This window comes from Aeromonas bivalvium, from assembly GCF_046078285.1.
GTDB classification, from domain to species: domain Bacteria; phylum Pseudomonadota; class Gammaproteobacteria; order Enterobacterales; family Aeromonadaceae; genus Aeromonas; species Aeromonas bivalvium.
The window spans coordinates 75,300-94,851 of record NZ_JBGXBV010000009.1 but is presented as its reverse complement, the minus strand read 5'-3'; the positions used below and the strand labels follow the sequence as shown (position 1 = coordinate 94,851).

Genomic DNA, 19,552 nt, shown 5'->3' with positions numbered 1-19,552 from the left:
AGCCTGGCTGTCAGAGAGGCGGCCGAGGGGGAAGCGGCCAGGCCGGGATCTTTAAGGGTTTGATCTGGCTTGCTGTTTTTACGAGCGATAGCTCATATAATCGCCGCCATGAAGATGATTCGGATGGATTCGATGGGCACGGCGATGGCGGCCCTGCTCATGCTGCTCTGCTCCGCTCTGGCATGGGCGGTGCCCACCCCCTTTGTGGCGCTCCCGGGCGCCTCAACGGCTAGCCTGGTGAATATGGAGCCGCTGCTCTCCTGGTTTCGTGGCGAGTTCAGCAACGCCGAGCAGGCCGGTTATGACCCGCGCTTTGCCAATGCCACCCTGAGGCTGACAGAGATCTGGCCGGGCGGGGCCGGGGTGCGCTGGGTCTATGCCGAGCAAAGCCTGGCCGGGCGCCCCGAGCGACCCTTTCGCCAACGCATCTATCGTTTCAGTGCCGGGCCGCAGGGGCGCATCCTGATGAGCGAGCTGACCATGCCCAGGGCCAGCGACTTTGCCGGTGCCTGGCGGGATCCCGCCCTGCTCGCGGGCCTGACCCCTTCCCAGCTCTCCCTGCGCGGCGGCTGTGACATCTGGCTGCATCGCCAACCTTCCGGCGACTATCAGGGCCGCAGCGACATCGGCCTTTGCCCGACCGATTTTGGCGGCGCCGCCACCCTGGTGCAGTACGTCTGGATAGGCAAGGACAGGATCCGCTTGCTGGACAGGGCCTACGACGAGGAGGGCCACCCACGCTGGGGCAGCCCGGGGGAGGGTTATCTCTACCTGCGGCTGCCTGCCACCGGCTGAGCCGGCTCGGGCAGGGCCCGGGTGCGGGCGGCGCTCGCCAGGGCGCGATAGAGCAGCAGGTAGCCCAGGGCGCACACCAGGCTCGCCATCAGGAAAATCTCCTGCACCGCCACCCTGTCTCCCAGCAGTGCGATGATGAGCCCGGCCAGGGGCAGGCTGAGCTGATTGAGCAGCACCATCAGGCTGATCACCCTTCCCCGCTGTTGTTCCGCTATCCAGTGCAGGCGCTCGGTGCGAATGAAGACATTGAACAGACCGCACAGGCCGTAGCTGAGGCCGCATCCCAGCAGATACCAACCGAAACTCGGGGCCATGGCCATGATGAGGCCCCCGGCCAGGATCAGCAGGAAGGCGAGCTGCCCTATCCAGTAGACGGCGACCCGGCGCAGCAGCCAGGGCATCAGCAGGAAGGCGCCGATGGAGATGCACCCCATGGTGAGCTGGACGCTGGCCAGGGTCTGATCGCTCTGGCCAAACAAGCCGAGCGTCATGGGGGCGGCGGTGGCGAGCGCCAGGCCGACGATCAGGTTGACCAGCATGGCGAGCCCGACCAGGCGCAGCAATATGGGCTGGGCCAGCAGGGCGCCGAGCCCGACCCTCAGCTCGGGCAGCAGGGCCCGGCGTCGATCCTGGGGGTTGGCGGCGGGCGCGGCGCCTCGGGTCAGCCCCAATACTCCGGTGGCGCTCAGGGCGAAGCCCAGGGCGCATCCCCACAGCAGCTGGGTGGCCGGCAGCCAGATGAGCAAGGCGGCGGCCAGGGCGGGGCCGAGCACGCTGGCCCCGTTGTTGGTGACCTGCAACCAGCTCTGGGCCTTGGCCATGTCGGCGGGAGGCACCAGCTGGGGAAGGGTCGTCTCGAGGGCGATGAAGGCCTGGGCATAGCAGAAGGCGCACAGCGCCATCATCACCATGATGGGGGCCATGCCGCTGCCGGGCCACAGGGTCATGATGAGGGCGGTGACGACGCAGGCCGCCGCCCTCAGACCGTCGGCCAGTATGTAGACGCGCCGTCCGCCGACCCGGTCGGCAAACACGCCGGCCAGGGGCAGGGAGATGAGGCGGGGCAGCCACTCGATGAAGAAGGCCAGCCCGGAGAGGGCGACGCTCCCCGTGCTGCGATAGACCAGCAGGGGCACGGCAAACTGGAGGATCTGATCGCCGAGCCCGGACAGCATGCGGGAGCCCAGAAAGACGGAGAAGCGCATTCCCTGCATAGACGAACTCCTCAACAGTGGACGACCGGCTGGTCGCAGGCGATCTCGGTGTCGGCCTCGATGGCGTCGGCCAGGGTGTCGAGCCAGGCCAGCAGGGTCGGGTAGTCGGCATGGTGCAACACTATCTGGCCCATGAAGCCGCCATTGTCGGTCACCCTGGCGCTGACGCGCTCCCCCACTGCCTTGCTGTAGCCGCCCTGATGCAGGGTGATGCCCAGAGACAGGGCGAGGCGCGGGATATCGGCCTGGCGGCTCAGGGTGCCGCTCTGGCGCGGGCGCAACATGCGGATCCCGCTATAGCCCAGCTGACGGGGGAGGGCGGTGTGGGTCTGCCCCGTGCGGGCCCAGTGCAGCCAGCGTTGCCAGGGATCGAACGCCTCGAAGCTGAGGGCGGCGAGATCCCAGATGTGCATCCCCGCCGGTCGCATGTTGCTTTCCACCGCGCTGGCCCCCTGCTCGCGCAGGAAGAGCTCGTTGTGATAGGCCCCCCACTCCTCGGCCAGCAGTCGGCGCATGAATCCCCCGGCCTGATTGAGCCAGCGGGTCTGCTCCGGGGTGAGCCGGGCGGGCACTATCTGCTGGTACTCGGCGCGGTACTCCCCCTGGGTGGTGTGTTTCTCGGTCAGCCAGCGGCAACCGGCCACATAGTCCCAGCTGAATTCCCGGGCCCCCTCGATGAGGGGCTCCATCATGATGCCGCTGGCGTGATAGGGGGCCAGCTCCTCCCAGACGGCGGCGCAGTCGGTGTCTTCATGGACGGCCATGCAGCCCCGGCTGTTGCCCTCGGCCACCGGCTTGATGAAGCCGGTGCCGCCAAATGCCTCCCGGGTGGCGACCAGGGAGGCCAGGCTGTCGATGGCCCGGGCCGTCAGGGGCAGATAGTGATCCGGGGCGGGTACTTCGGCCTCCATGGCCCGAAAACGCCCCTTGTCCAGGCCCGCCAGGGCCGCCTCTGGCCGGGCGCCGGGCAGCCGGTAGTGCTGGGCCAGCATGGCACCGAGCGGTACCCCCCGATCGGAGAAGGGGAGTATGCCGACCGGTGACATGGCCGCGTCGGCCAGGGTCTCGCACACCCGCGCCAGGGCGGGGCTCTGGCCGAGCTCCGCCTGGATCACCAGGTCGGCAGCCTGCCAGTCTTGCAGGCTGGCCCGCTCCACCACCAGCACCAGCTGGCAGTCGAATCGGCCGTGGGCCAGCTGGCGGAGCTTGGCGACATCATAGATGCGCACATTGTTGTAACCGACGATGACGAAACAGGGGGTCATGCTGATACCTCCATCCGCGCGGGCGGGGTCGAAATGTATTCCACTCGGGTCTGCTCCAGCAGGGCGCCGAGGGCGAGAGGCAGGGTCTGTGCCGGGCCCTGCACTATGCCGGACAAGGGGGTGGCGCCGGTGGCGTAGCTGATGCTGCCGGGGCGTGCCGCCACAGGTGTTGCCTGATGCCAGCTGTGCAGCAGGGCGCCCCAGCGGCCGTGGTCGAAGTGGATGCGCTGGGTCTCGCCCCTGTGGTGGGCCGGGTAGACGAACCAGCCGTAGTGGGTGTCGGTCAGGGGGGCCGCCTGCTGGGAGATCTCCCCGTGGAGCTGGTATTGCAGGTCGATGTGATAGAGGTTGAGCCCCGTCCTCAGGGCGAAGGTATCGGCGACCCCGGCCCCGCCGACCCGGCAGGCGGTCTCGAGGAAATGGACCCGGCCCGCCTCATCCTGGATCAGCTCGAAGTGGAAGCAGCCCTGCGCCTGCCCCAGGGCGGCCAGGGTCTGGCGCAGCAGCGTTTCCATCTGCGGCTGGGGGGCTATCTGGACCGAGCCCAGGGGGGCGCCCCCGGCGTAGTCGAGGCAGTTGCCCACATAGCGGCTGGTGATGGATTGCACGACCTCGCCATCGCGCAGGAAGCCGTCCAGATGACAGATGCTGCCCGGGATGAAGGCCTCGACGAAATAGTCGTCCGGGCGGGTCAGCTGCCCGATGGCACCGAGCAGCTTCTGCCTGTCCCCCATCACTATCCCGGTGCTGGAGGCTTCCAGCCTGGGTTTGAGCACGAAACAGCCGGGGCCGTCCGGCAGGCGGGCAAAGGCCTCAAGGGACCAGAAGTCGGGCTGGGGGATGCCGGCGGCGCGACAGCGCAGGCGCATGGCCCACTTGTCGCGCAGGGGCAATATGGCCGCCGGGCGATCTCCTGGGATGGCGAAACGCTCGCGCAGCAGGGCCGCCGCCAGCAGCTCGTACTCTGAGCGGGCGATCAGCCGGTCGGCGGCGCGCAGCAGAGGGGCGCACTGGCGGGCCAGCTCCTCGGCCTCGAAGCTGGCGACCTCATGGTGGTGGCTCCCGGGGGGAAGGTCTGCCTGGCCGCCGGGCAGGCAGAGGTAATCGATCCGGTGCGTGCCCTGGTCTATCACCTGGTCGTAGCGGATCTTGCCATAGGGCAGGCGGTGCAGGATGACGATGTTCATGGGTGATACTCCACCTGGAAGTGGTGCGCCGTGCTGGCGGCGAAGTCGGAGAAGTTGTGGTGCGGCAGCGCCGAGATGTCCCAGAGGGCCTGGCCGATGAAGATCTCCCGCTCTATCTGTGGCAGGCGATCACCCTCCTGCACAAACAGGCGCTGATCGAGCAGGGGGACCTCGGCGCCGTTCCGGGGCTGGATGCGCGCCAGGGTGCGGCCACTCTGACCGAAGAAGACACGAAAGAAGCTGCGCCGGTTCGAGGGTTGCACCGGCTGAAGCGGCCGTGACAACAGGCTGTCGAGCCAGAGGGAGAGCAGATCCACCCCGGCGTGATGCCGGGTGCTCTCCAGTATGTAGGCACCGCCGATGCGCGGGTTGATCTCGACCATCTCCCACCCTTGCCGTTCGGCAAACTTGGCCTCGATATGGAACAAGCCCGTGGTGACTTCCAGGCTCGCCAGGCAACGGGTGACGAAGGTCTTGCCCTGCGCCAGTTGCTCGGCTTGTACCGAGACCGGGGGGCAGACGCAGGCGTTCTCCAGCACGGTAAAGCCCTGCTGGTGCATGTCTATCTTTTCATGGACGGCCAGTACCTGCGCCTCTCCCTTCGTCACTATGACCTCGAAGCAATACTCGGTGCCCTGGATCAGGTCTTCGATGATGAATTCCGGTTCCCCCTCAAAGACACCGGCATAGGCCTGATCGGCGCAGGCCTGTCGCCACAGCGTGTCGAGCTGGTCAGGTTGATCCAGCTTGTCCGCCCGAAATGCGCCGAATGAGGCGAGCCCGGTTCTGGGCTTGATGAAGAAGGCACTGGGATCCGTGATCCCTTGCCACAAGGCGTCGGTAAGCGGCTGGGCCTGCACCCGGGAGAGTCCGTCTCCGTGCAGCCAGCGTCGCATGGTGAGCTTGTCCCGCAATCGGGTCACGCAGCTCACGTCGAGGTCGGTGGCGCCGAGCAGGCCATTGGTCTGTGCCATGAGCTCGCGATAGCCATCCCATACCGAGATACAGGCGACCAGGGTGACCTCGTCGGGCAGGCGCGCCAGGCAGGCCGCTATGTCCTGCATGGTCAGTGCATGGCCATCGGTGATCTCGATCTGGCTGACCCTATCCTGCCAGGGAGGGGTGAGCGCGCGGGATGGGCGGGAAGAGAGGACATAACACTCGAGCCCTCGGGCCGCCAGCTGCTGTTGCAGCGGGGCGACCATGGAGAGCAGCTGGTGGGACAGGATCAGGACACCTGTGCGTGAATTCATGGGGTCACTCCTTGGGGGCCTGATGGACAGGCCCCGCTCCGTGCTTATGCGGCTTGCCCTGTGGCCTGGCCATGCTTCTCGTACAGCTCCACGAAGAACAGCTTGAGCAGCTCCTGGATTTCGCTGAAGTAGCGCTTGATGTCGACGATGTCCTGCTCGCTCTCGATGAGCAGATGCAGGATGTCCCACATCTCCTGGGTGTGATCCTCCACCAGATCGGTGTTCAGATGGGCGGCCTGACCGGCAATCTTGTCTTTGCCCAGGGAGTCGGCCATGGCGGCAATCTGCTTGGGGGTGATCTTCTGGGTGGTGTACTCGACCAGATAGCTGTAGCAGACCACGCCGAGGGGCTTCTCGTGTTCGGCCACGAAATAGAGGTAGCCCGCCAGCAGCCGGGTGTAGAAGCTGGGCTCGGTGCGATAGATCTCTTCCTGGCTGACGCCGATCCGCTCCGCATCCTGAATGAACAGGGTGTCGTGCAGCATCTCTTCATCCTGATAGGCGGCATAGCGCTGGGCGGCCTCGGCATTGATGCGGCTGATCTTGTGCAGGTTGTTGCACTGGGCGCTGCGCATCAGGCGGATACGCCAGGCATGCTCCATGAGGGTCTGGCGATAGTAGGGCAGGTTGACCTCGGACCCCTCCAGGTGGCGGGCGAAGGGAACGGTGCGGTTCCACTCGTCAATCTTGGTGTCGAGAAATGCGTCCAGCTCCCGCTTTACCCTGGCGCTCTCCTGAAGGGAGAGCAGGGGTTTGCGACGAACGATGGCGCGGTCCGTGATGCGATTTTTCAAGTCCATTTGAGAGTCCTCAGGTTGAGTTAGCGAAGAATGACGTCGCCCAGCACCTTGCATTGGCAAGCCAGGCGCAGGTTGGTATCGGTCTGTTTTGTCAGCGCGAACAGCCGCTGCTCCCTGGGTGTCAGGGCAGAGAGCTGGTCCTGCCCCTCGACGACATTGATGGTGCAGGTGCCGCAATTGCCGGCGCGACATGCGAACCGGATGTGGTCGTCCATGTCGAGCAGGCGGATCGGGTCGGGTGAGTCGATGACGACGCCGCTTTCCAGGAAGGTGATGCTTGGCATAGTTGAGTTCCGGCAGATAGGGGCTAGGCCGTGGACGGGCCTCATTTGCTGGGGCAACTCTAATCTCGCCCTCTATGGGGGGGCAGTGAAGGACGGTATTCATTTGGCATTACTTTGCCGGTAAAGTGGCCGGTAAAGTTGCGCAAGGAGGCAGCCATGATGATCCCAGCGTTGGCATTCAGGCCAGGGGAGCCCAAGGTGGTTCAAATCACGGACCACCTCGGCCAGTTGATCCGGGAGGGCGTGCTGCCCATGGGGACGCGGCTCCCCTCCATCCATGCCCTGACGCGCCAGTTCGGGGTGAGCAAGTTCACCGTGGTGGACGCCCTTGACCGGCTCAAGGGCCAGCAGCTGGTCCATGCCAGCCAGGGGCGTGGCTACTTCGTCTCCCGCCGTGGCCCGGTGCCGGATGGCGACAGCCTGGGACAGCTGCTGCCCCAGGATTTTCTGAGCGTCTCCCGGCGCGCCCTGATCGGCGAACAGGGGGCGAGCCGTCCCGGCTGCGGCTTCTTGCCCGCCGATTGGCTCGATGGTGACAACCTGCGTCAGGCCCTGCGCCAGGTGAGTCGGCAGCCCAACCTCAGGCTGGCCGAGTATGGCGATGCCGCCGGCTATCGCCCCCTGCGCGAGACCCTGAGGGACCGCCTGGCGGTGCTCGGCATGGCGCTGACCCCGGGCCAGCTGGTGACCACGGCCAATACCATGCAGGCGCTGGATCTGCTGCTGCGCCTGCTGTTGCGCCCCGGGGATACCGTGCTGGTGGATGACCCCTGCTACTTCAACTTCCACGGCGTCCTGAGCCTGCATGGCGCCCGGGTGCTCTCCCTGCCCCGCACCCCGAATGGCCCCGATCTGACCCTGCTGGAGCGCTGGCTCAGGGAGGAGAAGCCGCGGCTCTATCTCACCTCCGGCCTGCTGCACAATCCCACCGGCCAGTCGCTCTCGCCTGCCCAGGCGTTCAGCCTGCTGGCATTGCTGTCCCGCTGGGATTGCCATCTGATCGAGGATGACCTCTATGGGGATCTGCTCGGGGAGGTGCCCAGGCTGGCCAGCCTGGGGGGCTGGGATCGGGTGACCTATGTGTCGGGGTTCTCCAAGCTGCTCAGCGCCAACCTCAGACTGGGTTTCGTCGCGGCCAGCCCGGCCCTGGCCGCCAGCCTCGCCGGCCTGAAGCAGGTGTGCGGCGGGGTGACCATGGAGATAGGGGAGCGGATGCTGACCGGGTTGCTGCGAGATGGCCACTACGATCGGCAGCTGCGACGGATCCGCCAGCGGCTGTGCGATGCGGGGGGGCGTGTCGACGACTGGCTGGCGGGACTGGGCTGTCGGCTGGAGTTCGATGGCCAGGGGGGCCTGTTTCGCTGGGTGCGGCTGCCGGACGGGGTCAACAGCGAGACCCTGGCCCAGTCGGCCCTGGCCGAAGGCATCGCCCTGGCGCCGGGATCCCTCTTCACCCGGAGCGAGGAGGGGCAGCGTCACATGCGACTCAACCTCGCCCACACCGATCACCCCGAGCTGATGGCGCGACTGGGTCGGCTGCTGCGCGAGGCCGGGCGAGGGGAGACTTAGCCCCTAAAGGGGCCTGGCCCCTGAGGGGGGCGCAGCGCCGTTGCCCGCGTTAAATGAGCTGCTCGGCCATGCCGCCCAGGATGGAGAGGCTGACGGCGCCGAACAGCAGGCCGGTGACCAGATTGAGGGGTCGCTGCACCCGGCCGAGCAGGCGCTGGGCTCGCGGGGTGGAGAGGCACCAGGCGAGCAGGCCGAACCAGGCCAGGGAGAGCAGGAACAGCTCCAGGATCAACAGGCCCCGGGTCAGGCTGCCCACCTGGGGGGTGACCATGGCCGCCAGCAGGCCGACGAAGAACAACAGCGCCTTGGGATTGAGCAAATTGGTGGCGAGTCCGCGCCGAATGCCGAGGGCCAGTCCGCCCCGTTCGCCCCCTGCCTGCAGGCGGTCGGCCTCGCCACCCTGCCAGGCGGCCCTGAGGGCACCCCAGCCAAGCCAGCCCAGATAGAGGGCCCCGACCAGCCGCACCAGGGTGAACAACCAGGGGTGGCTGGCGATCAGCAGGCTGATGCCGGTCAGGCTGAAAGTGGCGTGCAACAGGATGGCGAGGGCGATGCCGATGGCGGCGCCCAGGGCGGTGGGCCTGTGCAGGCTGGTGCGCAGGATCAGCGCAAAATCGGGCCCCGGGCTTGCCAGGGCGATGAGGTGGAGGAGTCCCAGGGTGATGAACAGGCTCTGCATGTGGCTGCTTTCCTTTACTGTGCCGGCGATGAGGAGAAGAGCTTGCCAGCTCAGGGATGGCCGCGGCTTGTAAAAGATTGCATCTGCTGGCGGTATTGCGCCGGCGTGATGCCGAAGGCCTGGCGAAAGCCGTGGTGGAAATGGCTCTGATCGAAGAAGCCTACCGTCAGCGCCACCTCGCTCACCGCCATGCCCCGGGCGAGCAGGGCCTTGCTGCGCTCGAGCCGCAGCCGCTTGAGCCAGGCGTAGGGGGTCATGCCGCTTTTTTTCTTGAACTGACGCAGGAAGGCGAAGCGATCCAGCCCGAACAGGGCGGCGAGATCCTCCAGGCTGTGGGGCTGGTCGAGTCGGTCCAGCAGATGCTCGCGCAGGAACCTGAGCTGGGGATCCGACAGCCTGTGCTCGCAGGGAGCCAGGTGCAGCAGATCCCCGAGCAGGGTCAGCAGGGTGCTCTGGGCCAGCAGGCCGTCGGCCAGGGGATCTTCCAGGTACATGTGCAGGCGGGCGAAACCGGCGTAGAGATCCGGGCGCCGCTGCAGGGCGCGGTCAAAGAAGTGTTCGCCACCGGGCAGCCAGTTGGCCAGGGTGGCCGGATCGATGGAGAAGACCCGCACCTCGTACCCCTCCGGCAGCAGGCTCAGGCCGTCGTGCATCTCGTCGGGATTGACGGTGGAGAGTTCGCCGCGCACCAGGGCGTGGCTGTTGCCCTTGTGGATGAACTTCTGGCCACCGCGCTGCACCAGGCCGACGTGATAATCCAGGTGGACGTGACGGCCATAGCTGAACTCCCTGTGATGGGAGTGGGACAGCTCCACTCCCGGCAGGTGGGGGGAGTGCCAGTAGTGAATGGGGGCTATGGGTTTCATCCCCTATCAATACCCCAGATGAAGGCAGGACGCTTGTAGATTATTGCGATCCCGGGTCGAGGCCAGACAGGACACACCCGGCCAATGCCGGGTGTGTCTGCGGATTTATCGGGGCGCGGGCTGGGACGGGCGCCGGCTGCTGCGCAGGCCGTCCAGGCTGAACAGCACCAGGGCGCTCCAGATGCAAGCGAAGGTGATGAGCTTGTCGGTGCGCAGCGCCTCGCCATACAGGGTGACCGCCAGGATGAACATCAGGCTGGGCCCTATGTACTGGAAGAACCCCAGGGTGGAGAACTTGAGCCGGGTCGCGGCGGCGGTGTAGCAGAGCAGGGGGGCCGTGGTGACGGCGCCGGCGGCAATCAGCATCAGGTTGAGGTAGAGGCTGTTGTCCGCCATATGGCTGGTGGGGCTGTCGGCGATGCCCCACAGATAGATGGCCGCCGGGGGCAGCAGGATCAGGGTCTCCAGCAGCAGACCGGTGAGTGCATCCAGGGCCAGTTTCTTGCGGATCAGGCCATAGAAGGCGAAGGAGCTGGCCAGCACCAGGGCGATCCAGGGCAGGGAGCCGAACGCTACCAGTTGCACCGCCACGCCGATGAAGGCGAGGCCCACGGCCCACCACTGCAGGCGACGCAGCTTCTCCCCGAGAAACACCATGCCGAGCAGCACGTTGAACAGGGGATTGATGTAGTAGCCCAGGCTCGCATCCAGCATGTGGCCATTGTTGATGGCCCAGATGAACAGCAGCCAGTTGCCCCCCACCACGGTAGAGGTCAGGGCCAGGGTCATCAAGACCCTGGGTTGGCGCAGCACGGCGCGCACCTTGGACCACTGGCGACCCAGCAGCACCAGGATCACCAGCAGGGCACAGGACCAGATGATGCGGTGGGTGAGGATCTCGGCGGCGGGCACCTCGGCGATCAGCTTGAAGTAGACGGGGGCTATGCCCCAGAGGGTATAGGCGCACAGGGCATAGAGGATGCCCTGGCGCTGGATCTGTTGTGGCATTGGATGACCTTCGCTGGACGGCGGATGTGACTGACATCGCCAAACCCGCAGTGTAGCCATCCCGGCGACGGGAAAGAAGCGATTAAATAGTGATTAACATGCAACTTATGGCCGGGGATCCGGCGCTTCGCCTCACCCCCGGCGGATCTTGCCGATATCCAGCAACACCCACAGCATAAGCACTATGGCCGAAATCCAGGGGCCCCAGGTGACATAGGCCTCCCCCTGACCCAGCAGGAAAAACAGCAGTGGCAGCCCTATCACCAGCAGCAGCACGCTTCCCACGAGAAAAAGCATTTTTATCTTGATATTGAAGGGTTTGTGTAGCTGATGATTATATCAATCGACTCGGGTGAGGGAAGGGGAAAAACGAGAAAGGGGGGCAAGCCCCCCTCCCATGTTCACCCCGGCGCCAGGATCAGGACTCGAGCTGTATCCAGGTGCTCTTGAGCTCTGTGTATTTCTCCAGGGCGTGCAGGGACTTGTCGCGGCCGTTGCCCGACTGCTTGAAGCCGCCAAAGGGCATCGTCATGTCGCCGCCGTCCCAGTTGTTGACGAATACGGTACCGGCACGCAGGGCGCGGGAGCCCTTGATCGCCTTGTTCAGATCCGCCGTCCAGATGGCGGCTGCCAGACCGTAGTCGGTATCGTTGCCAAGGGCAATGGCCTCCTCGAGGGTGTCGAAGCCGGTGATGGCGAGCACGGGGCCGAAGATCTCCTCGCGGAAGAGGCGCATCTGGGGGGTCACCTCATCGAAGATGGTGGGGGCTATGTAGAAGCCGCCGCTCTCCTCCCGGGTGCGCTCGCCGCCGAGCAGCAGCCTGGCTCCCTCCTGTTTGCCTATCTCTATGTAGCGCAGAACCTGCTCCATCTGGATGCCATCCACCATGGCTCCGATGCGGGTGGCGGGATCCTGGGGATCCGCCGCGACCCACTCCCTGGCATGGACCAGCAGCCGCTCGATGAAGTCGCTCTTGATGCTGTTTTGCACCAGCAACCGGGAGGCGGCGGTGCACACTTCCCCCTGGTTGTAGAAGATGGCGGCGGCCGCACTCTTGGCGGCAGCGTCCAGATCCGGCGCATCCGCCAGTATGATGTTGGGGCTCTTGCCGCCGCACTCCATGAAGGCGCGTTTCAGGTTCGACTTGCCTGAGCACTCCACCAGATGCTTGCCGACCCGGGTGGAGCCGGTGAAGGTGATGCAGTCCACATCCATGTGCATGGCGAGCGCCTCGCCCACGGTATGGCCAAAGCCCGGCAGCACGTTGAAGACGCCGTCCGGAATGCCCGCCTCTTTCGCAATGCCGGCGATGCGCAGGGCGGTGAGGGGGGATTTTTCCGACGGCTTGAGGATGACGGAGTTGCCGGTGGCGAGCGCCGGTCCCAGCTTCCAGCACGCCATCACCAGGGGAAAGTTCCAGGGGACGATGGCGGCCACCACCCCGAGCGGTTCCCGGGTCACCAGGGCCAGGGCCCCCTCTTCGACCGGGGCCACCTCGTCATAGAGCTTGTCGATGGCCTCGCCGTTCCAGGCGATGCAGTTGGCGGCGGCGGGGGCATCGTAACCCATGGCGTCCGAGATGGGCTTGCCCATGTCCAGGGACTCCAGCAGGGCCAGCTCGACCCGGTGGAGCCGCATCAGCTCGGCGAAGCGCTGCAACACCAGCTTGCGCTCCTTGGGGGATTGTCCCGCCCAGCGCCTGTCGTTGAAGGCGGCGCGGGCTGCCTTGACCGCCAGTTCGGCATCGGCGGCATCACAGGCGGCGACATTGGCCAGCAGCTGGCCATTGGCCGGATTGATGCACTCGAAGGTGGCACCATGGACCGCATCCCGGTAGCTGCCGTCGATGAACGCCTGGGTGGGGAGGGTCAGCTGGGCCTGTCGGTATTGCCACTGGGCCAGGTTCATATCACTCATGTTCGCTCCTTGAACGTGCAAAGGTCATCCGCGTATCAATATGCTAAACATTTCGCCGCCTGTAAATCCGGCTTGTAACAACTTCTTAAACAGGCGCTGGCCAGGATCGCCGCTGGCCCGGGTCAGAAGGTGGCCGGTGTGTTGGCGGAGATCAGCACGCACTCCTGCTCGTCGACGTTGCGAAAGCGGTGCGGGGTGCGGCTGTCGAAGTAGTAGCCATCGCCGGCGCCGAGCAGGTGGATCTGCTCGCCTATGGTCACCTCGACCCGGCCCTGGATGACGATGCCGCACTCTTCGCCATCGTGACTCAGCATGTCGTCGCCGGTGTCGGCGCCGGGGGGCAGTCTCTCCTGCAACATGCCGATGGCGCGGTTGGCGCGGCTGTGGCCCACCAGGCGGTAGCTGATGGGGTGGCTGCCGAGATCCGGCATGTCGGCGGCGCGAAAGACCACCTCGGAGTCGAGGGCCGTCTCGTCGGTGAAGAAGCTGGCCAGGGACATGGGAATGCCTTCCAGCACCTTGCGCAGGGAGGCGACCGAGGGACTGACCTGATTTTTTTCTATCTGGGAGATAAAGCCGTTGGTCACCCCCGAGCGCTTGGCGAGTTCGCGCTGGGACAGAGCCGCCTTGGTGCGGACCGCCTTGAGGCGTTGACCTATATCCATCCTTCTGTTCTCCTCGAGTGTTTACTATTATTGAATTTGTGTTAAATATCTTATACCACCCTGGTCGGGGTGACACCATCACTGGGCAGCATAGCGCCCTTTTTTATGGATACAGGTGTTTAATTTAATAGGCGATCACCCTGAGTAGCTAAACACCTTAAGGATGAGGTGACCATGAAAGTTGTCAGTGACATCAATACGCCGGCGGACATGTCCGCCTTCTGGATGCCCTTCACCGCCAACCAGCAGTTCAAGGCGGCGCCACGGATCCTCAAGTCTGCCGAGGGCATGTATTATCGCGCAGAGGATGGCCGCAAGATACTGGATGGCACCGCCGGCCTCTGGTGTTGCAACGCGGGCCATGGCCGGCGGGAAATTGCCGAGGCGGTCTCCCAGCAGATCGCCCACCTCGACTTTGCCCCCACGTTCCAGATGGGTCACCCTCTGCCGTTCGAGCTGGCCAACCAGCTGGTGGAGATAGCCCCCAAGGGCTTCGGCCACGTCTTCTATACCAACTCCGGGTCGGAGTCCGTGGACACGGCGCTCAAGATCGCCCTGGCCTGGCAGCGGGCCCGCGGTCAGGGCACCCGCACCCGGCTCATCGGCCGCGAGCGCGGCTACCATGGGGTGGGATTCGGCGGCATCTCTGTTGGCGGCATTCCCGGCAACCGCAAGTGGTTCGGCTCCCTGCTCGGCGGGGTGGATCACCTGCCCCACACCCTCGATATCGCCAGGAATGCCTTCACCAGAGGCCTGCCCGACGAAGACGTGACCCTGGCCGACGAGCTGGAGAAGATCGTCTTCCTCCATGACGCCAGCAACATAGCGGCCGTCATCGTCGAACCCATCGCTGGCAGCACCGGCGTCATCATGCCCCCCAAGGGCTACCTCAAGCGGCTGCGGGAGATCTGCACCAAACACGGCATCCTGCTCATCTTCGACGAGGTGATCACCGGCTTCGGTCGCCTCGGCTCCCCCTTCGCCGCCCAGGAGTTCGATGTCATCCCCGACATGATCACCTGTGCCAAGGGGCTCACCAATGGCGCCATCCCCATGGGGGCCGTGCTGGTGCAAGACCATATCCATGACGACATGATGGCGGCGGGCAAGGGGGCCATCGAGCTGTTCCACGGCTACACCTACTCGGGTCATCCGGTGGCGGCGGCCGCCGGCCTGGCCACCCTCGAGATCTACCGCAATGAAAACCTGCTGACCCGGGCGGCCGAGCTGGCGGGCTACTGGGAGGAGGCGGCCCATTCGTTGAAGGGCTGCAAGCACGTGAAGGACGTGCGCAACTACGGCCTGGTGGCGGGCATAGAGCTGGAATCCATGGCGGACGCGCCGGGAAAGCGGGCCTATGAGGTGTTCGTGCGCTGCTTCGAGAAGGGAGCGCTTATCCGGGTGACCGGCGACATCATCGCCCTGTCGCCCCCCCTCATCATAGAGCGCAGCGAGATCGACGATCTCTTCACCCTGCTGCAGGACGCCCTGCAGGCCCAGGATTGACCCCTAATTACTCGGGGTGACGCCCGCCGAGGGTGTCACCCCCCATGCCTCTTTCGGCGCGGCAGAGGGAGGACGAATGACCCATCACGGAGGATTTATGAGTTACAGGATTGACAACTTTATCGACGGTGAGACGAGGGAGAGCCGCAGCGAGCGTTTCGGTGCCATCTTCGATCCGGCCACCGGACAGCCGCAGGGCTCGGTCGTCCTCAGTACCGCCGATGAGTGTGCCGAGGCGATAGCCTGCGCCGAGCGCGCCTTCGCCGACTGGTCCCAGACCCCGCCCCTGGTGCGGGCCCGGGTGCTGTTTCGCTTCAAGGAACTGATGGAGCAGCACAGGGACGAACTGGCCCGCCTCATCAGCCGGGAACACGGCAAGGTGTTCTCCGATGCCCAGGGGGAGCTGACCCGGGGGCTGGAGGTGGTGGAGTTCGCCTGCGGCATTCCCCATCTGCTCAAGGGGGAGCACTCCCTCAACGTCGGCCGGGGGGTGGACAGCTATTCCATGATGCAGCCGGTGGGGGTGTGCGCCGGCATCACGCCGTTCAACTTCCCGGCCATGGTGCCGCTGTGGATGTTCCCTGTGGCCCTGGCCTGCGGCAACAGCTTCATCCTCAAGCCCTCCGAGAAGGATCCGTCTCTCTCCCTGCGCATGGCCGAGCTGCTCAAGCAGGCCGGACTGCCGGACGGGGTACTCAACGTCATCAACGGCGACAAGGAGGTGGTGGACGTGCTGCTCACTGACCCCAGGGTGGCCGCAGTGTCGTTCGTCGGCTCCACTCTCATCGCCGAATACATCTATACCACCGCCTCGGCCCACGGCAAGCGGGTGCAGGCCCTGGGCGGCGCCAAGAATCACATGCTGGTGATGCCGGATGCGGATCTTGACCAGGCGGTCTCCGCCCTGATGGGGGCGGCCTACGGTGCGGCCGGTGAGCGCTGCATGGCGATCTCGGTGGCCCTGGTGGTGGGGGACGAGACCGCAGATGCTCTGGTGGCCAGGCTGGCACCCCTCGTTGAGGGGCTGCGGGTCGGGCCCGGCCTTGGCCAGAGCCCGGAAAGCGAGATGGGGCCCCTCATCAGCCGGGAGCACCTGGCCAGGGTGCGCGGCTATGTGGATCAGGGGGTGGCCGAGGGGGCCGAGCTGGTGGTGGATGGCCGGGGCTTGAGCCACGGCGAGGGCTACTTCATCGGCGGCAGCCTGTTCGATCGGGTCGGCCCCGAGATGCGCATCTACCGGGAGGAGATCTTCGGCCCCGTGCTCGCCATCGTGCGGGCGCCGGACTACGAGACGGCGCTGCGCCTCATCAACGAACACGAGTACGGCAACGGCACCGCCATCTTCACCTGCGATGGAGACACGGCGCGGGACTTCACCACCCGGGTGCAGGTCGGTATGGTAGGGGTGAACGTCCCCATCCCGGTGCCCATGGCGTTTCACAGCTTTGGTGGCTGGAAGCGATCCCTCTTCGGGCCGCTCAACATGCACGGGCCGGATGGGGTACGCTTCTACACCAAGATGAAGACGGTGACCGCCCGCTGGCCCCAGAGCCTGCGCGCCGGCGCCGAATTCGCCATGCCGACCATGAAATAGGGCCCAGGGCCGATTTCGGTCGGCCCCCTGAGATGTGACGCAAAGGAGTGAAGGATGCGACTGGGAATTCTCGATTGTGATCGGTTGGACCCCGAGTTCGAGCAGCAGTTTGGCCGGGTCTATTCCGGGATGTTTATCGAGGGATTCAGGGCCCTGGCGCCCCACCTGGAGTTTCGGGTCTGGTCGGCCCTGGATGGCGAGCTGCCGACCGATCTGGATGAGTGCGATGGCTGGCTCATCACCGGCTCGCGCCACGACGCCTATGGCGATACCCCCTGGGTGGTGGCGCTGCGGGAGTGGGTGCGCCGGGCAGATGAGGCCAGGGTCAAGCTGGCGGGCGTCTGCTTCGGCCATCAGCTGATCGCCCAGGCCCTGGGGGGCGAGGTGGGCAAGTCCGACAAGGGCTGGGGACTGGGGGTGGCCAGCAATGCCATGCTGGCGAGCGAGCCCTGGATGCAGCCGGGGCTGGATCGGATCCGCATTCTCGCCAGCCACCAGGATCAGGTGATGCGCCTGCCCTCTGGCGGGCGTCGCCTGGCGGGCAATGATTTCTGTCCTAACTTCATGTTCGGCCAGGGGGAACACATAGTCGCCATCCAGGGTCACCCCGAATTTTCGGTGGACTACGACAGGGCGCTGATCGAGAAACGGCAGCAGAGTCTGGCGCCGGAACGCTATCAGGCCTTCCTCGCCTCCCTGGAGCAGGAGGTGGACTCCACCATCATGCTGGGCTGGTTGTTGCGATTTTTAGGCATGCTGCCGGCTCGGCCATAGCGGCGCCGGCGGGGGACAAGGACGAACGCAGGAGCATCGAGATGATCATTGGCGTACCCAAGGAAATCAAAAACCACGAATACCGCATCGGCATGACCCCCGCCGGGGTGCAGGAGCTGACGGCCCGGGGCCACCAGGTGCTGGTGCAGCGGCAGGGGGGCGAGGCGATCGGCCTGTCCGATGCCGAGTACCAGGGGGCGGGGGCCGAGCTGGTGGCCAGTGCGGCGGAGATCTTCGCCCGGGCCGAGATGATAGTGAAGGTGAAGGAGCCGCAGCCGGAGGAGTGCGAGCTGCTGCGCCCGGATCAGCTGCTGTTCACCTACCTGCACCTGGCACCGGATCCGGTGCAGACCCAGCTGCTGGTCCATTCGGGCGCCGTGGCCATCGCCTACGAGACGGTGACCGACGAGCGTGGCGGCCTGCCGCTGCTGGCCCCCATGTCCGAGGTGGCGGGGCGGATGGCGATCCAGGCCGGGGCCCACAGTCTGGAGAAGGCCCAGGGGGGCAACGGCACCCTGCTCGGCGGCGTGCCCGGCGTGGCGCCCGCCCGGGTCGTGGTGCTGGGTGGGGGTGTGGTGGGGATCAACGCGGCGCGCATGGCCCTGGGTCTGGGGGCCGATGTCACCCTGCTCGACAAGTCCCTGCCGCGGCTGCGGGAGCTCGATGGCCTGTTCGGCCCGGCCCTCAAGACCCTCTACTCGACCCAGGTCAATATCGAGGCCTGCCTCGCCCAGGCGGATCTGGTGATCGGCGCCGTGCTGATCCCGGGGGCGGCGGCGCCCAAGCTGCTGACCCGTCCCATGCTGGGGCTGATGCGCAAGGGCTCTGTGCTGGTGGACGTGGCCATCGATCAGGGGGGCTGCTTCGAGACCTCCCATCCCACCACCCATGAGGATCCCACCTATGTGGTGGATGGCATCATCCACTACTGCGTGGCCAACATGCCGGGCGGGGTGGCGCGTACCTCCACCTTCGCGTTGACCAACGCCACCCTGCCGTTCGTGCTGGCGCTGGCGGACAAGGGCTATGTCCAGGCACTCAAGGAGGACAAGCACCTGAGGGCAGGCCTGAACGTGTTCAAGGGCAAGGTGACCCAGGGGGCGGTGGCCCAGGCCCTGGGCTACGAGCACGCCAGCGCCGAGTCGGTACTGGGCTGAGCCGATCGCGGTGAAAGCTTGAGCGGGTTCACAAACCCCGCCATCCCCGGGAGGGCCGTCATGGCCCTTTCTCTTTATAATGAGCCTTCGCTCTCCCGGAGGTTTCCCCATGTCCCGCATCCTGCTGCTCGCCAATCTCAACTGTGACCACGTGCTCTCCCTCTCCGAACCCCTGGTGGCCGGGGCCCGCCTGCACTACGTGGACCAGGGCCGACGGCTGGGGGGCGGCGCCGCCAATACCGGCATAGGGCTGGTATGGGCCGGGCACCGGGTCGCCATCGCCTCGCGCATCGGCCTGGACGAGACCGGCGACTGGCTGCTGGCCGAGGCCCGCAGCCACGGCCTGGATTGTCAGCATGTGGAGCGGTTTGGCGGCGAGACCGGCGAGCTGCTCATCCTGGTGGATGCCACCGGGGAGCGCACCATACTGCGCCAGCCCCGCCGCCCGGATCTGCCGGGCCAGCTGCCCCAGAGCGGGGTGGATTGTCTCTATGTGAACTACCCGGGGGGCGCGGTGGCCCAGTACATGGCCTCCATGCTGGAGCAGTGCCTGGTGGTGGCCCAATATCCCAAGGGGGGCAAGCATCCCAGGCCCTGCCACCTGCTGGTGGCGTCGCGCTCCGATCTGGGGGAGATGACCGACCCCTGGGCCCATGCCCTGACCCTGGCCGGGGACAAGTTGCAGTGGCTGGTGCTGACGGAGGGCAAGGAGGGGGCGGTGGCCATCCATGGCGAGGAGCGGATCCGGGTGGCGGCCCGTCCCGTCTCCGTGGTGGATACCACCGGCGCCGGGGATGCCTTCGCCGCCGGGCTGATCCATGGCCTGGCCCGGGGCATGGCCATGGCGGATGCGCTGCAATGCGCGGTGGACTGGGGCGCCTTCGCGGTCGCCAGCCAGAGCTCGATTCCTTCCCAGGCCTTGAAGAGCTGGCTGGCCCAGGGCCACTGAGGCTGCGTCGCCGGATGCGGGATCCCGGGCGTTTCTCTCCCCTTTATCCTCGCGCCTCCTTGCGCCGAT

The 19,552-nt window shown here is 65.9% G+C and carries 19 protein-coding genes; 7 read left to right on the top strand and 12 right to left on the bottom strand.

Annotated elements, in window-relative coordinates; all coding sequences use genetic code 11:
* Nucleotides 1-132 precede the first annotated feature (132 nt).
* A complete protein-coding gene (locus tag ACEUCR_RS17305) occupies nucleotides 133-795 on the top strand; it encodes a chromophore lyase CpcT/CpeT (RefSeq protein WP_408791652.1) in 663 nt (220 codons plus the stop codon).
* Here the strand turns inward: ACEUCR_RS17305 and ACEUCR_RS17300 are convergent.
* Genes ACEUCR_RS17300 through ACEUCR_RS17275 form a run of 6 tightly spaced genes read right to left on the bottom strand, consistent with a single transcriptional unit; the run spans nucleotide 768 to nucleotide 6,798 of the window.
* On the bottom strand, nucleotides 768-2,009 hold the full coding sequence (locus ACEUCR_RS17300) for an MFS transporter (protein ID WP_408791599.1): 1,242 nt from the start codon (nucleotides 2,007-2,009) through the stop codon (nucleotides 768-770). The two genes, ACEUCR_RS17305 and ACEUCR_RS17300, sit on opposite strands and share 28 nt — an antisense overlap.
* Before the next feature lie 11 nt (nucleotides 2,010-2,020).
* Nucleotides 2,021-3,274, bottom strand: a complete 1,254-nt coding sequence (locus ACEUCR_RS17295; protein ID WP_408791597.1) for an ATP-grasp domain-containing protein — start codon at nucleotides 3,272-3,274, stop codon at nucleotides 2,021-2,023.
* The gene (locus ACEUCR_RS17290; protein ID WP_408760745.1) at nucleotides 3,271-4,461 is read right to left on the bottom strand and encodes an ATP-grasp domain-containing protein; all 1,191 of its coding nucleotides are present in this window, start codon (nucleotides 4,459-4,461) and stop codon (nucleotides 3,271-3,273) included. The genes ACEUCR_RS17295 and ACEUCR_RS17290 overlap by 4 nt, the downstream gene beginning before the upstream one ends.
* On the bottom strand, nucleotides 4,458-5,714 hold the full coding sequence (locus ACEUCR_RS17285; RefSeq protein ID WP_408791595.1) for an ATP-grasp domain-containing protein: 1,257 nt from the start codon (nucleotides 5,712-5,714) through the stop codon (nucleotides 4,458-4,460). The genes ACEUCR_RS17290 and ACEUCR_RS17285 overlap by 4 nt, the downstream gene beginning before the upstream one ends.
* Nucleotides 5,715-5,758: 44 nt before the next feature.
* Entirely contained in the window at nucleotides 5,759-6,514 is a 756-nt protein-coding gene (locus tag ACEUCR_RS17280) for an iron-containing redox enzyme family protein (protein WP_041999031.1), read from the bottom strand.
* Nucleotides 6,515-6,534: 20 nt separating this feature from the next.
* Nucleotides 6,535-6,798, bottom strand: coding sequence for a 2Fe-2S iron-sulfur cluster-binding protein (locus tag ACEUCR_RS17275; protein WP_041999034.1), 264 nt, complete (start codon nucleotides 6,796-6,798; stop codon nucleotides 6,535-6,537).
* 156 nt (nucleotides 6,799-6,954) lie between these two features.
* On the opposite strand from ACEUCR_RS17275, the gene ACEUCR_RS17270 reads away from it, so the two are divergent.
* A complete protein-coding gene (locus tag ACEUCR_RS17270) occupies nucleotides 6,955-8,367 on the top strand; it encodes an aminotransferase-like domain-containing protein (RefSeq protein WP_408791594.1) in 1,413 nt (470 codons plus the stop codon).
* A 49-nt stretch (nucleotides 8,368-8,416) separates the two neighbouring features.
* Here ACEUCR_RS17270 and ACEUCR_RS17265 read toward each other — a convergent pair whose 3' ends face one another.
* The 6 genes from ACEUCR_RS17265 to ACEUCR_RS17240 all read right to left on the bottom strand — a co-directional run bounded on the left by ACEUCR_RS17265 (nucleotide 8,417) and on the right by ACEUCR_RS17240 (nucleotide 13,503).
* Complete coding sequence (locus ACEUCR_RS17265; protein WP_111874153.1) at nucleotides 8,417-9,046, bottom strand: LysE family translocator; 630 nt, start codon at nucleotides 9,044-9,046, stop codon at nucleotides 8,417-8,419.
* 50 nt (nucleotides 9,047-9,096) lie between these two features.
* Nucleotides 9,097-9,912, bottom strand: a complete 816-nt coding sequence (locus tag ACEUCR_RS17260) for a helix-turn-helix transcriptional regulator (protein WP_408791591.1) — start codon at nucleotides 9,910-9,912, stop codon at nucleotides 9,097-9,099.
* Between the two features lie 105 nt (nucleotides 9,913-10,017).
* Nucleotides 10,018-10,920 carry an EamA family transporter RarD gene (gene rarD, locus ACEUCR_RS17255; RefSeq protein WP_408791589.1) on the bottom strand — a complete coding sequence of 301 codons (903 nt, stop codon included), beginning with the start codon at nucleotides 10,918-10,920 and terminating at the stop codon, nucleotides 10,018-10,020.
* A gap of 132 nt (nucleotides 10,921-11,052) precedes the next feature.
* Nucleotides 11,053-11,217, bottom strand: a complete 165-nt coding sequence (locus ACEUCR_RS17250; RefSeq protein WP_167335479.1) for a hypothetical protein — start codon at nucleotides 11,215-11,217, stop codon at nucleotides 11,053-11,055.
* Nucleotides 11,218-11,338: 121 nt separating this feature from the next.
* Nucleotides 11,339-12,838 carry an aldehyde dehydrogenase gene (locus tag ACEUCR_RS17245; protein ID WP_041999048.1) on the bottom strand — a complete coding sequence of 500 codons (1,500 nt, stop codon included), beginning with the start codon at nucleotides 12,836-12,838 and terminating at the stop codon, nucleotides 11,339-11,341.
* 122 nt (nucleotides 12,839-12,960) lie between these two features.
* Nucleotides 12,961-13,503: a cupin domain-containing protein gene (locus ACEUCR_RS17240; RefSeq protein WP_041999052.1), complete on the bottom strand. Its 543-nt coding sequence runs from the start codon at nucleotides 13,501-13,503 to the stop codon at nucleotides 12,961-12,963.
* Nucleotides 13,504-13,677: 174 nt separating this feature from the next.
* Here ACEUCR_RS17240 and ACEUCR_RS17235 point away from each other — a divergent pair, with 174 nt between their 5' ends.
* The 5 genes from ACEUCR_RS17235 (at nucleotide 13,678) to ACEUCR_RS17215 (ending at nucleotide 19,483) form a co-directional block, all read left to right on the top strand.
* The gene (locus tag ACEUCR_RS17235; RefSeq protein WP_408791587.1) at nucleotides 13,678-15,009 is read left to right on the top strand and encodes an aspartate aminotransferase family protein; all 1,332 of its coding nucleotides are present in this window, start codon (nucleotides 13,678-13,680) and stop codon (nucleotides 15,007-15,009) included.
* 97 nt (nucleotides 15,010-15,106) lie between these two features.
* Nucleotides 15,107-16,603 carry a CoA-acylating methylmalonate-semialdehyde dehydrogenase gene (locus ACEUCR_RS17230; protein ID WP_408791585.1) on the top strand — a complete coding sequence of 499 codons (1,497 nt, stop codon included), beginning with the start codon at nucleotides 15,107-15,109 and terminating at the stop codon, nucleotides 16,601-16,603.
* A 54-nt stretch (nucleotides 16,604-16,657) separates the two neighbouring features.
* A complete protein-coding gene (locus ACEUCR_RS17225) occupies nucleotides 16,658-17,377 on the top strand; it encodes a glutamine amidotransferase-related protein (RefSeq protein ID WP_392441856.1) in 720 nt (239 codons plus the stop codon).
* A gap of 41 nt (nucleotides 17,378-17,418) precedes the next feature.
* The gene (ald, locus tag ACEUCR_RS17220) at nucleotides 17,419-18,534 is read left to right on the top strand and encodes an alanine dehydrogenase (protein WP_408791583.1); all 1,116 of its coding nucleotides are present in this window, start codon (nucleotides 17,419-17,421) and stop codon (nucleotides 18,532-18,534) included.
* Between the two features lie 109 nt (nucleotides 18,535-18,643).
* The gene (locus ACEUCR_RS17215; protein WP_041999065.1) at nucleotides 18,644-19,483 is read left to right on the top strand and encodes a PfkB family carbohydrate kinase; all 840 of its coding nucleotides are present in this window, start codon (nucleotides 18,644-18,646) and stop codon (nucleotides 19,481-19,483) included.
* Nucleotides 19,484-19,552: the final 69 nt, after the last annotated feature.